9 protein-coding genes are annotated in these 12,428 nt (G+C 70.5%); 4 read left to right on the plus strand and 5 right to left on the minus strand.

Going from position 1 to position 12,428, the window contains the following annotated elements; translation table 11 throughout:
• Positions 1 to 37: 37 nt before the first annotated feature.
• Positions 38 to 970, minus strand: coding sequence for a thioredoxin-disulfide reductase (gene trxB / locus NAEX_RS16540; protein WP_096328458.1), 933 nt, complete (start codon positions 968 to 970; stop codon positions 38 to 40).
• A 278-nt stretch (positions 971 to 1,248) separates the two neighbouring features.
• A complete protein-coding gene (locus tag NAEX_RS16545; RefSeq protein ID WP_096328459.1) occupies positions 1,249 to 1,428 on the minus strand; it encodes a zinc ribbon domain-containing protein in 180 nt (59 codons plus the stop codon).
• A gap of 89 nt (positions 1,429 to 1,517) precedes the next feature.
• Between NAEX_RS16545 and NAEX_RS16550 the strand changes: the two genes are divergently transcribed.
• The 3 genes from NAEX_RS16550 to NAEX_RS52130 all read left to right on the plus strand — a co-directional run bounded on the left by NAEX_RS16550 (position 1,518) and on the right by NAEX_RS52130 (position 3,265).
• Entirely contained in the window at positions 1,518 to 1,946 is a 429-nt protein-coding gene (locus NAEX_RS16550) for an HAD family hydrolase (protein WP_096328460.1), read from the plus strand.
• A 666-nt stretch (positions 1,947 to 2,612) separates the two neighbouring features.
• On the plus strand, positions 2,613 to 2,936 hold the full coding sequence (locus tag NAEX_RS52125) for a response regulator (protein WP_211302415.1): 324 nt from the start codon (positions 2,613 to 2,615) through the stop codon (positions 2,934 to 2,936).
• An 11-nt stretch (positions 2,937 to 2,947) separates the two neighbouring features.
• Complete coding sequence (locus NAEX_RS52130; RefSeq protein ID WP_211302416.1) at positions 2,948 to 3,265, plus strand: response regulator transcription factor; 318 nt, start codon at positions 2,948 to 2,950, stop codon at positions 3,263 to 3,265.
• 148 nt (positions 3,266 to 3,413) lie between these two features.
• On the opposite strand, the gene NAEX_RS16560 is transcribed toward NAEX_RS52130, so the two are convergent.
• Positions 3,414 to 6,014 (minus strand): DUF5916 domain-containing protein, encoded by a 2,601-nt coding sequence (locus NAEX_RS16560; RefSeq protein WP_096328461.1) that lies wholly within the window; start codon positions 6,012 to 6,014, stop codon positions 3,414 to 3,416.
• Positions 6,015 to 6,160: 146 nt separating this feature from the next.
• Between NAEX_RS16560 and NAEX_RS16565 the strand changes: the two genes are divergently transcribed.
• Complete coding sequence (locus NAEX_RS16565) at positions 6,161 to 7,327, plus strand: isocitrate/isopropylmalate dehydrogenase family protein (protein WP_096328462.1); 1,167 nt, start codon at positions 6,161 to 6,163, stop codon at positions 7,325 to 7,327.
• A 103-nt stretch (positions 7,328 to 7,430) separates the two neighbouring features.
• Here NAEX_RS16565 and NAEX_RS16570 read toward each other — a convergent pair whose 3' ends face one another.
• Both NAEX_RS16570 and NAEX_RS16575 read right to left on the minus strand, forming a co-directional pair.
• Positions 7,431 to 9,872 (minus strand): ATP-binding domain-containing protein, encoded by a 2,442-nt coding sequence (locus NAEX_RS16570; RefSeq protein WP_096328463.1) that lies wholly within the window; start codon positions 9,870 to 9,872, stop codon positions 7,431 to 7,433.
• Between the two features lie 265 nt (positions 9,873 to 10,137).
• The gene (locus tag NAEX_RS16575) at positions 10,138 to 12,417 is read right to left on the minus strand and encodes a VWA domain-containing protein (RefSeq protein WP_096328464.1); all 2,280 of its coding nucleotides are present in this window, start codon (positions 12,415 to 12,417) and stop codon (positions 10,138 to 10,140) included.
• Between the last annotated feature and the right edge of the window lie 11 nt (positions 12,418 to 12,428).

Genomic DNA, 12,428 nt, shown 5'->3' on the forward strand with positions numbered 1-12,428 from the left:
CCGCGCTCGTCTCGATGCCGCTACGGCCGCCTCTCGCTCACAGGTGCTCGGCGAGCCAGCGCTCGGCGTCGATCGCCGCCATGCAGCCGGTGCCGGCGGCGCTGACGGCCTGGCGGTAGACCTTGTCGGCCACGTCGCCGCAGGCGAACACGCCGGGGACGTTGGTGTAGGTCGAGCCGGGGCGGACCTTGAGGTAGCCGGTCTCGTCCATGTCGAGCTGGCCCTTGAAGATCTCGCTGTTCGGCTGGTGGCCGATGGCGAGGAAAAGGCCGGTGACGGGCAGCTCGCGCAGGGCCCCGGTCACGGTGTCGCGCAGGGACAGGCCGACGACCCGGTCGCCGCCGAGGACGTCGTTGACCTCGGTGTTGTAGTGCACCGTGATCTTCGGGTTCTCGATCGCGCGCGTCTGCATGATCTTGCTGGCGCGGAAGCTGTCGCGGCGATGGATGAGGTGCACGTTGCGGCACATGCGGGTGAGGAAGGTGGCCTCCTCCATCGCCGTGTCGCCGCCGCCGACCACCGCGACGTCCTGGTTGCGGTAGAAGGCGCCGTCACAGGTGGCGCAGGCCGTCACGCCGCCGCCCGACATGCGCAGCCGCTGCTCGTTGGGCAGGCCGAGCCACTTGGCCGAGGCGCCGGTGGCGATGATGAGGGCGTCGCCGTGGTAGGTGTCGGCCTCGCCCTCGACCACGAAGGGCCGGCGCGACAGGTCGACGCGCACGCCCATGTCGTAGTGGACCTTGGTGCCGAAGCGCTCGGCCTGCGCGCGGAACTCCTCCATCATGTCGGGGCCGGTGATGCCCTTGGGGAAGCCCGGATAGTTCTCGACCTCGGTGGTCGTGGTGAGCTGGCCGCCCGGTTCGGGGCCGGCGACCATCACGGGCTCCAGGCTCGCGCGCGCGGCGTAGATCGCGGCGGTGTAGCCCGCCGGGCCCGAACCGAGGATGAGGACTCTGCTGTGCGTCGGCATGAGGCTGGAGGATAGCTGCTCTCCCCGCGCCGCATGACGGGGCGCCGGCCCGGCCGGCCCCTGAGGGACATCACGCCCGCGGCCAGATCCGCCGCCGCGGGGCCGCAACGACGGTCACACCTCGACGCGGCCCCCCGCCGCGGGGCCGATCGCGGCCCCCGGCGCCGCCACCACCCCGGTGCGTCGCGGAGGACGCCGTCTCGCCATGCCGCGCCCCGGTGACATGACCCGAAGGACATGTCCTGCTCGCACCGCGGCCCGGCGCCGCGCCGCCCGGCTCACTGCGCGCGCTCGACGGTGACCAGCGGCGAGCCGTCGCGGCGGCGGCGGACCAGCAGGCGCCACGGACGGCAGCAGACCTCGCAGTCCTGGATCAGCTCACCGCGAGTGGCCGGGTCGACCACGATCTCGACCACCTCGAAGCAGTACGGACACTGGACCTGGGCGACGTCGTCCATGCCCGTCGCATAGCACGGGCCGCGCGGCCGGTCCGGTCGACCGGGGCGGTTCGGGCGCCCGGCCGCCCCGTTTGCTATGCTGGCCCGTGATGTCCATCCGCGACCAGGCGAGAGACTGGGCCAAGCAGCAGACCGACCAGATCCGCAGCGACCCGAAAGGCTGGGCCAAGGCCCAGGGCGAGCGCCTCAAGCAGATGGTCGACGTGGCCCCGTTCAGCGACGCGGCGCTCGAGCGCGAGCTGAACTCCCTGCGCGAGCGCACGGCCCGCCTGAGCGAGCTCGACGCCGACGAGCGGCAGAAGCTCGCCGACGAGCTGCTGGCCCTCCACGAGCGCCTCACCCCCGGCGGGGCGCTGATCAGCGGCGCCAAGATCGGCCTGGCCGCCTCGGTCCTGCCGGTCGTCGGCATGATCACGGGCCCGGTCCTCGGCAGCGCCTACGGCGTCTACCGCTCCCAGCGCCTCGGCGAGGTCCGCGACGAGGTGCAGGCGATGCTGCGCAAGCTCGCCCGCCGCTGAACGCCGGGCGCAATTTCGGGCGACGTCGCGGCCCGGAGGACTGCCGAGCCGCGACGCACCGAGCCGCCGCGAGGTGTGGGCACGAGTGGCTCCTCGCGCTCACGCGCGGCGCTCGTCGCGGCTCGACGCCCTCGCGGGAGGTCGTCCTCCGCCCCGGTGCCCTGCACGCAGGTCCTGCGGAAGCAGGCAGTCCGCACGCCTCGACCGAGCGAGCCCGTGCCCTTCGCCATGCATGGGCCGCGGGCGTCGCCAGTCATCCGCATGCCTCGACCGGGCGCGACGAGTGAGCCGGTGCCCTTCACGCGGTGAGTCGCGCGAGCGTCGCGAGCCTCCGCCCGGACGAGCGCGGCGAAGCGCCGGTGCTCCTCGCCATGCGTCTCGGCGCCCCGCATCGCTCGACCGACCCGCACCGCGGGAGCAAGGGCGGTCCGACCCAACGCCGGAGAGACCACATGTCCCATGCGACAGGCCGCCTCGTTCGCTCGCTCCGCCGCGCCGGACCGTGATTCTTCTGAACACGCATTCCGGCCGCACGGCGCTCGCAGCGGCGAGCCGGCCTCACATGTCTTTTAATACATGCCCTTTCGGCAACGTCATGAACACGCCTTCATGCGTCCGGCGTCTCGTGGTGCGCGTCGTGGGACGGCGCGTGCTAGGGTCCGCGGCGTGGAACAGAGGCAGGTTGTCCGGGTGTTGCTCGCGGACGATCACGCGATCGTCCGGGAAGGTGTTCGCATGCTGCTCGCCGGCCAGCCCGGCGTCGAGGTCGTCGGCGAGGTCGCGGACGGACGCGCCGCCGTCGCGGCCGTCGGGCGCTTGCGGCCCGACGTCGTGGTCATGGACCTCGGCATGCCGGAGATGAACGGCGTCGAGGCGACGCGCGCGATCTGCCGCGAATTTCCCGGGACCCAGGTCCTGGTCTTGTCGATGTACTCGGGCGAGAGTACGTGCGGCCGGCGATCCGCGCCGGCGCGAGCGGCTATTTATTGAAAGGCTCGGCGTTGTCCGACCTGGTGGCCGCGATCGCCGCCGTCGCCCGCGGCGGCGCTTTCTTCAGCCCGGCGATCGCCAAGCTCGTGCTCGTCGACTCCCGCCGGCGCGAGACCCATCCGGCCGACGCCCTCACCAATCGGGAGTGCGAGATCCTCCGGCTCGTCGCGCAGGGCCAGTCGAGCAACCAGATCGCGCGGGACCTCGGTCTCAGCATGAAGACCGTCGAGGGTCACCGCGGCCGGATCATGGCCAAGCTCGATGTCCATCACCTCGCCGGCCTGGTCAAGTACGCCGTGCGCGCCGGCCTGGTCTCGCCGGACCCGTAGGCCGCCCCGGCGAGATTGAGCCTGCGTCACCGTCGACCCGCCGCGCCCGGTGCGCACGTGCATCGGGCCAGTCTTTCGGCGCATGCCCCGAGGAACATGTCCTTCGTCGCATGCCCTCCCCGACATGTCCCCGGGGAACTCCCCCCACTCACAGGCCGAACATGTGCTGCAGCTTGAGGAACAGGATGTCTTCGTTGGCCACGCCCGGGGCGACGAGGTTGCTGAAGCCGCCGATCGGCCGGTAGCTGAAGCGGGGGCTGAAATCGGTCAGCACCGTGCGGTGGGTGTAGACGAAGAACAGGAAGCTGCCGGGGCGGTACTCCCAGCGGAGGATCGAGTTGGAGATGAAGCTGGTGAGGCCCTGGTCGACCTCGCCGGCGTAGGGCGCGGGGTTGGTCGGGACCAGCGTGCCGGGGCGCTCGAGGATGAAGAAGTCGGTGTGGCGCGCCGACAGGAAGTACAACTGATTGAAAGTCTGCAGCGTCAGGTTGGGCAGGATGCCGAGGGTGCCGCGCAGCACGCCGATGTACTGGGTGACGTAGGCGCGCCCGAACACGGCCTCGTCGAGGTCGTTGGTGGTGGTCCAGCGCGGGCGCCCGAAGCTGAGGTTGAGGTCGCCGCGGAGGGTGAGCTCGAGCCGAGGGACGGGGCGGAGGCGGAGCTCGAGGCCGTAGTCGGGGCCGGGGCGGCCGTTCTGCTCGCCGTAGGCCCAGTTGAACACGCCGACGACCTTCTTGTTGTCGGGGCTCGTGGAGGTGCCGCCGATCCACCAGTGGAACGGGACGAGGTAGGGGATCCCGCCGCGCGTCTCGAACAGGTCGTACTGCGGCAGGTGGCCGCCCGCCCACAGCGAGGTGCCCCACAGCTTGAGCGTGGTCAGGCTGAGGTCGAGGTGGAGCTGCTTCTGCAGCAGGTAGCCCTGGTACGACGAGGCCACCTGCGACGACAGCGTCGCCGACATGCGGCGGACGTTGCCGACCGGCTGGGCGTTGAACACACCGACGTTGGCCTTGCCGTCGATGTAGTTGTTGAAGCGCATGAAGCCGAGGTCGTTGAAGTCCGCGTGCGGCGTGAGGGTCTCGAACACCGCCCCCATCGACAGGTTCTTGCCGGTGCGGTTGATGTCGGCCACCGCGCCCATGCCCTCGCGCCGGCCGTTGTGCGTGCCGATGATCTGCGCCGAGTGCCGCCAGCGCTCGCGGAAGCGGATCCGGTAGTCGAAGCCGCCGGTGAACGCCGACGGCTCGCCGCCGCCGCGCACGACCCCGGTGACCAGCGCGCCGAGGCTGGTCTGGCCGTCGAACTCGCGGCGCACGCGGACCACCGAATACTCGCTGATCGGGTCGACGGTCACGCGCCGCTCGAAGCCGTCGGAGAAGCGCTCGACCCCGAAGCTCGCGCCGGTGTTGGCCGTCAGCACGCCGAGGCTCCAGCCCGGCTTGACCTGCCCCGTGACGCGCAGGGCGCCGAAGATCCGCGTCAGCGGGTCGAGCGCGACGATCTCGCCGTCCTCCTCGCCGCGCGGCGTCTGGTCGGCCAGCGCGGCCCGGGGGACCCGGCCGATCCGGCGCGAATAGAACAGCTGGAAGCGGGTCTCGAAGATCTCCTTCGACTCGAGGAAGAACGTGCGCCGCTCGGGGAAGTAGACCTCGAACGGCCCGAGGTTCAGCACCGCCGGGTCGACCTCGGCCTGGCCGAAGTCGGGGTTGACGGCGAGGTCGAGGGTCAGGTTGCCGCGCAGACCGTACTTGAGGTCGAAGCCGCCGTTGGGCAGAAGCGGGAACGAGCGGTCGAGGCTGTCGTCGCCGCGCCGCGGCACCCCGCGCAGCGAGAAGAACGGCCGCAGCTCGAGGTTGAGGCCGGGCTGGATGCCCCTGACGCCGGTGTAGTCGAGCGCCCAGCTCATGCGCCCCGGCAGGCCCTGCGGCGCCGGCGAGAGGACCTGGGTCTCACCGTCGTGGTTGATCCACCGGCCGATGTTGAGGCCGAAGGTGTACTCGTCGCGGGCGGTGAAGCGGATCGTCGACCACGGGATGAACATCTCGGCCGACCAGCCGGTGTCGGTCAGCTTGGCCGCGCCCTTCCACACGCCGTCCCACAGCAGCTCCTCGGAGTCGTCGCGGAACAGCTGCGAGTCCTCCTGTGAGCCGGAGGCGTTGAGCGCGAACGAGTAGCCGGTGGTGTCGTTGTTGTTGGGGTCGAGCTCGAGCCAGACGATGTCCGAAGGGCCGAGCTGGTCCTTGCGGAACACGCCGGCGCGCACGTGCTTCGGGTCGTCGATGCAGTCGAAGGCGACGTAGAGGCCCTTGGTCCCGTAGGCGACCCGCACCCGCGTCTCGTGCGTCGGCCCGTAGCCGTAGCGCGGCTCGATCTGGACCAGGTCGGGCAGCAGCGGCACCGCCATCCACGCCGGTTCGGTCGTCCGGCCGTCGATCTCGATCGCGTCGTCGTCGATGCGCGACGACTTGAGCTTGAAGTCCCGCACCCGCGCCTTGCCGACGACCGGCCGCAGCGGCGGCGCGCTGGTCGGCCGCACCCACAATGGCGTTTCGGACATGTCCTGGACGCCAGGTGCCTTCGGCGCCGGCTCCGGCAACGGGGCGCCCGCTCCGGGCGCGAGCTTGTCGACGGCGGGCCCGGCCGTGGGCTGCTTCGGGTCGGCGGCGCCTGCGGCCGGCGCGGGGGCGAAGGCCCGTGCGGACAGACCCCACGCGACCAGGACCCAGACAGGCAGGAGCTGCGCGAGCACGTCGAGATCCCAAGATGCCGCGTACGGGTTCGCGGCCGGCGGTGCATGTATACCGCGTCCTGCGCGCGAATTGGGTGAGGATCCACACCGGCGCGGCGAACGGCGCGGTCGGTCGCACGCGCCGACGCGCGTGTACACCGGAAGCCATGGCGTACAAGCTGGTGACCCTTGGCGGGGACGGGACCGGACCGGAAGTGATGCGCGAGGGACTGCGCGTGCTCTCGGCGCTGTCCAAGGTCCTGGATGTCGCGTGGGAGGTCGAGGACATCCCGTGCGGCGGGCAGTTCTATCTCGAGCACGGCAGCCGCGACTGGCCGGAGGGAGCAGAGGAGCGCTGCGACGCGGCCGACCTGATCCTGCTCGGCGCGGTCGGCTGGCCGTCGCCCACCGGCCCGGGCCCGGTGCTGATGAAGGACGGCAAGATGGCGGGCTACTCGCCGGTCATCGGCAACCGGATCCGCCTCAACCTGTTCGCCAACGTCCGCCCGGTCAAGCTGTACGAGGGCGTGCAGCACCGGATCCACGGCGCCAACAAGCTGGTGTGGCAGCCGGGCCAGGTCGACATGGTGATCATCCGCGAGAACACCGAGGGCCTGTACTCGCAGGTCGGCGGCAAGCTCGCCCCCGGCGGCACCACCGAGCTGGCGATCGACACCCGCGTGATCACGCGCCGCGCCAGCGAGCAGGTGATCCGCAAGGCCTTCGAGCTGTGCAAGAAGCGCAACAAGGGCGCGCCGAAGGACGGCAAGCTGCGCGTCACCGCGGTCGTCAAGGACAACGTGCTGCACGGCTGCCGCCTGTTCCAGGAGGTCTTCAACCAGGTCGGCGAGGAGTACCCGCAGATCGAGAAGGACTCGGCGATCGTCGACGCCTTCACGCAGTGGCTGATCGGCCAGCCCGAGTACTACGACGTGGTCGTCACCACCAACATGTTCGGCGACATCGTCACCGACCTCGCCTCGGTGCTGCAGGGCGGCATGGGCATGGCCGTCGGCGCCAACGTCGGCAAGGACCACGGCATGTTCGAGCCGATCCACGGCAGCGCGCCCAAGCACGCCGGCAAGGACAAGGTCAACCCGATCGCCATGATCCTCGCCGTCAAGGAAGGCCTCGACTGGCTCGGCGAGCGCAAGAACGACGACCGCCTGGTCCGCGCCGCCGCCGCCATCGAGGCCGCGGTCGTCGACGTGCTCCGCGACGGCCACCCCCTCACCTACGACCTCGTCGGCGAGGCCAAGGCGGCCCGCTGCTCCGAGGTCGGCCAGGCGATCGCCGACCTCGCGCTGCAGAAGCTGGCGCAGGCGGCGAGCTGAAGCAGTGTCTCCGGGGACATGCCCTCGCGGGCATGTCCCATCCAACATGCAAAAAGGGACATGCTCCGCGGAGCATGTCCCTTTTTCGTGCCCTGGGCCGCCGCTACTCGAGGCTGGCGACGATCAGGTCCTCGGGGATGAGCTTGCTCGGCGGACCGGAGCAGACCAGCCACAGCTGGTGCGCGGCGCGGGTGGCCCCGATGTGCAGGAGGTGGCGCGACTCGACCACCTCGGGGTAGTTCTGGACCGTCGGGTCGAGCAGGACGACGTAGTCGAACTCGAGGCCCTTGACCTGGCGGATGTCGGTGACGTCGATGCCGGGGGTGAAGCTGAAGTCCTGGCGGCCGACGCGGCGCAGCTTGGGCACCTCGGCGATCCGCAGGGCGTCGTGGTACACGTCGGCCTGCTGGGGGTAGCGGGTGACGAGCGCGCAGCTGGCGGTCGGCTCGCGCTGCATCAGCGCGCGCAGGGCCTCGGCCAGGAACGCGACCGCCTCGCCGGTGTCGCCGAACTGGTAGTAGCCGACCGGCGCGCCCTCGCGGGCGATGAGGGCGTCCTCCGGGCTGTGCAGCGGCCCGAGCACGTGACGCGACAGCTCCATCACCTGGCGGGTCGAGCGGTAGGTGATCTTGAGCGGCTGGATCGCCACGTGCGGCAGGCCGGCGTCGCCGAGCAGCTGCGGCCAGTCGACGAAGCCGTTGTCGAAGATCATCTTCTGCGCCCGGTCGCCGGCGATGGTCACGCTCTGGCCCTCGGTCGCGCAGTCGAGCAGCACCCGCACCTCGATCGGCGCCAGGTCCTGGGCCTCGTCGATGACGATGTGCTCGTACTCGAAGCGCTTGCCGCCGAGGAACAGGCCGCCGTACTTGCGTTGCAACAGGCGCAGCAGGATCGCGTCGTCCTCGGGGTCGAGGCCGACCGCGTGGTTGCGCACCCGCGGCGGCGGCGCGGCGTCGCCGTCGCCGTCCTCGCCGTCCTCGGCCTCGCCCTTCGGCGGGGCCGGCTCGGCGTCGATGCTCGGCTCGGCGCGCTCCTCGGCCTCCTCCTCGTCGCGCTCCTCCTCGGGCTCGGGCTCCTCGTCGAGCTCGGCCTTGGCCGCGCACCAGCGGACGATCGTCGCGGTGTCGGCCTCGTTGAACGCGCCGGGGGCGTACTCCCGCAGCGCGGTGCGCAGCGCCTCGCTGTCGGTCATCAGCTCGAGCCAGTCGTCGCAGACGTCGCGCAGGTCGTCGCGGATCGCCCGCAGGGCGGTCTCGGCGGCGGCGCGCGCCGGCCCGGGGATGCTGACGTCGGCCTTGATCTGGTCGAGCGTGCGCTCGGCGCGGACGACCGGCGGGAGGTCGGCGTTGTGCTGCCACACCGCGAACGCCGCGTCGGCGCCGGCGCGCTCGCCGAGCCGCTTCTTGAGCAGCTCCTCGGCCTCCTCGAGCTGCCAGGCGATGCGGTCGTCGATCATGCGCAGGACGACCGGGTGCTTCTTGAAGCGGCTGACCGCGTCGGGGACGCCGTCGATGTGGCTGATGGGGATCCGCAGCTTCAGCTTGCGCAGCAGCTGGGTGCTCCACTTGCGGTAGGTCGTGACCGGCACGCCGTCGATGCCGAGCGACGGCAGCACGTGGCGGATGTACTCGACCAGGGCCTCGTTGAAGACCATGATCAGCATCTTGCCCGGCGCGAACCGGCGGCGGTCCTGATAGGCCAGGTAGGCCACCCGGTGCAGCGCGACGGTCGTCTTGCCCGAGCCGGCGCCGCCCTGGATCAGCACGATGCCCGACTCGGGCTGCGTGATCAGGTTGAACTGCTCCTTGTCGATGAGCGCCGTGATCTCCTGCAGGTGCTTGTCGGCGCGCGGCTGGTCGTCCTCGCTGTGGACGCCGAGCTGGCCCTGCGGCACGCGCACGGCGGTGCCGACCCCGCCCTCGAGCGTCGGCTTGGCGGCGCCGACAGCGTCGCGCCAGCGGCCGCGGCGGTCGCTGACGAAGGTGCCCTGCGGCGCCGACACGCGGCGCAGGCTGGCGTCCATCACGGCGACCGAGCGACGCACCATCACCGTGCCCTCGAGCGAGCGGGCGTCGAACTCCTCCTCGTACTCGTCGTCCTCCTCGTAGCGGTAGTAGAGGCGCGAGACCGGGGCGTTGCGCCAGTCGACGATCGACAGGCCGTCGCCGTCGTCGAGGAGGGTGCGCTTGCCGACCAGGACGTCGCGCTGCCGCGACGACTTGGCCTCGCGCAGGCGGAGGTGCCCGAAGTACGGGTTCTTGGGATCGACCGGGGCGTCGCGGCCCTGCCCGCGGGTGCGACTCAGGGCGGCGACCTGATGCATCTGCTCGACCAGCGAGGCCTGGTCCTCCTCCTTGGCTTCGGCCAGGGCGTCGCGCAGCTCGATCAGCTGGGCGTCGAGGTCCTCGATCTGCCCGGGCGCGTTCTGGGCCTCGCGTTCGAGGCGCTCCTGGATCCGCCGCAAGATGTCGAGCTCTTCGGCGACGATCCGGCCGCCCTCGGAGGACAGCGCGTTGAGGTCAGGGTCGTGGTGCTCCTGCGACACGATCGGTGTGCATAGCAAAAGGGCCGCTAGCCGGCCAGTAGGCGAGCACGCCTCGGTGTGAGGCGACCCATAAATTCGTCACACGGACCGCAACGGGCCGCTCGGCCCCGTTTTGCGGCAGAAGAGGCCGACCCCGAGACGGCCCGAGGCGACCCGCGACGATCCGGATCGACGACAAAAAAAGGCGGAGGCCGCCTCCGAAACCGGAGGCGGCCCCTGCGTGCGGCACGGCCGCTCACGGACCTCGAGGGCCCGAGTCGTGCGCTCAGGCGCGGCGGCGACGGCGGATGAAGCCCGCCAGGCCGAAGGTGAAGAGCGAGGCGAGCAGGCCGCGGGTCTGGCCCTCGGCGTCGTCGACCTTGCATCCGCAACCACCGGCGCTGTCGGTCTGGCCGGAGGTGGCGGAGTCCGGGTTGTCGCTGTCGGTGCCGGCCTCGGTGTCGGTGCCGTCGGTCTCGCCGACGTTGCCACCCGTCGGGTTGGTGCCGGTGGTCGGCTCGCCGGTGTCGCTCTCCGAGGTGCCGGTGCCGTCCGAGGTGGTCGGCGTGTCGGTGGTGGTCGGCGGCGTGTCGGTGGTCGGGCCGGCCGAGGTGCCGTCGGTCGTCTCGGTCGTGGTGACCGGCGTGTCGGTGTCCGTCGAGTCGGTGTCCGTCGCGGTGACGCCAGTGTCGGTCGTGTCGGTGTCCGTCGCGGTCGCCGTGTCGGTGTCGGTCTCCGACTCCGACGTGGTCGACGTCGTCTCCGGGGGCAGCGGGTCGGGCTCGTTGGTGTCGGGCTCGGGGTTGAGCGCGCAGTTGACGAAGCCGCAGCACGGGTCGAACGTGATCTGCTCGATGATGTTGGCGAGCGCCGCCTCGAGGGCCGCCTGGTTGTTGGCGTCGTAGTACATCTCGGAGCCGCCCGAGCCCCAGTTCGCCATGTTGTTCAGCTTCGTCATCGACTGCGGCGAGTTGACGAGGTCGCCGAAGCCGATCACGTAGGTCGTGACGCCGGCGTTGTACATCGCCTGCAGCGGCGCCTGGACCTGCGCGTCGGTCGACTGGTAGTCGCCGTCGGTGACCAGGATGTTGATGAACTTGGTGTTCGCGTCACACGGGTACGGGAACAGCGGGTCGGCGCAGGCGGCCTTGTAGTCGGTGATGTTCTGCTGGACCAGCTGGAGGCCGAGGTGCGTGTACGTGCCGGAGCCGACGCACGCCTCCGGCAGGTTGCCGGCGAAGTCGCACTTCGGCATGTGGCTCAGCGTCTGCGCGTCGAAGCCCGGCGGGTCGTTCGCCGAACCATCCTTGAAGGTCCACGTGATCGGCGGGCCGCCCCACGGGTCGGTGCAACCCGGCGCCTCGCACGAGGTGTTCGGGTCGAGGGCCCACGCGAAGTTGTCCTTCATGCACGGGCCGTAATCGACGAGCAGCTTCTGCTCGCCCGGCGCCGGCATGTTGTAGCCGAACACCGCGAGGCCGAGGTGCACCAGGTTCTCGACCGCCTGGTTGCCCATGACGACCTGGTCGAACAGCGAGTTGGCGCCGGCGAGCGCGTCGCGGGCCGCGTCCCAGCCGGTCATGCCCATCGGGCCGGCCTGGTTGCCGTTGTTGATGTTGAGCATCGACGACGAGGCGTCGAGGAGCACCATGATGCGCGGGAGGCCGGGCGCGCAGACCGGCTGGATGACGTCGTTGATGATCGCCTGGACGACCATCTTGAGCGCGTCGATCAGCTGCTGCGGGTTGGCGGCGTCGTACGCCGTGCCGGTGCCGCCGTTCATCGCGATCTCGTCGGCGAACATCTTGCCCATCGCCTCGCCGATGGCGACGACGTAGGTCGGGACCTTGTCGTTGTCGAACAGATCCTTGGCGGTGATCGACGGGTTCTGGTTGGCCGGGCCCGGCGACTGGGTGCCCGACGGGTCGGTCCACTGGCCGTCGGTGAGCAGCACGATCGCGGCCTTGCGCTGCTGCTTGTCGTTCGGGTGGTCGGCCCAGGTCTGATGGATGTAGGCCTTGGCCTTGTCCATCGCGCCCTTGGTCCACGTGCCGATGCCGGTGAGGCTGCCGTTGATCGGCGCGGGCACCGTCATGATGGCGTTCTTGATCGCCTCGCCGTTACACTGGTAGTAGGCCTTGTCCGGGGCCTGCTCGTCGTAGAAGCCGACGTCGATCTTCTGACCGTCGGTGATGCCCGACGAGTCGTTCTGGATCAGCGTGCCCGTCTGGCCGACGTTGGGGTCGTGGCCGAAGCGCATGAGGCCGAGCAGGACGTTGCCCTGCAGGTAGCCGTTGTCGGCGTCGACCATCGCCACGATCGCGCTGACCGCCGCCTCCCAGCGGGTCTGGTTGGCGTCGAACATGGTGTTCATCGACGTCGAGTAGTCGGCGACGATCAGGAACAGCGGCTTGACGAAGGTGCACTGACCTTCCTCGACACACTGAGGGGCAGCGGCCGCGGGCGGCGGCTCCGAGCCGCCGATGAAGGCGATGCCGACGCCGGCCAGGAGACCGACCTGCACGCCGAGGCGCTTCCAACTTCCAATCAGACTGAGACGCTTCATTGCTGGTAATC

It is taken from the genome of Nannocystis exedens (assembly GCF_002343915.1).
In the GTDB taxonomy this organism is placed as follows: Bacteria; Myxococcota_A; Polyangia; order Nannocystales; family Nannocystaceae; genus Nannocystis; species Nannocystis exedens.

What these genes read in the sequence shown, in the direction of transcription:
- trxB (WP_096328458.1), bottom strand. Translation starts at nt 970, where the DNA reads ATGCCGACGCACAGCAGAGTCCTCATCCTCGGTTCGGGCCCGGCGGGC.
- NAEX_RS16545 (WP_096328459.1), bottom strand. Translation starts at nt 1,428, where the DNA reads ATGGACGACGTCGCCCAGGTCCAGTGTCCGTACTGCTTCGAGGTGGTC.
- NAEX_RS16550 (WP_096328460.1), top strand. Translation starts at nt 1,518, where the DNA reads ATGTCCATCCGCGACCAGGCGAGAGACTGGGCCAAGCAGCAGACCGAC.
- NAEX_RS16565 (WP_096328462.1), top strand. Translation starts at nt 6,161, where the DNA reads ATGGCGTACAAGCTGGTGACCCTTGGCGGGGACGGGACCGGACCGGAA.
- NAEX_RS16575 (WP_096328464.1), bottom strand. Translation starts at nt 12,417, where the DNA reads ATGAAGCGTCTCAGTCTGATTGGAAGTTGGAAGCGCCTCGGCGTGCAG.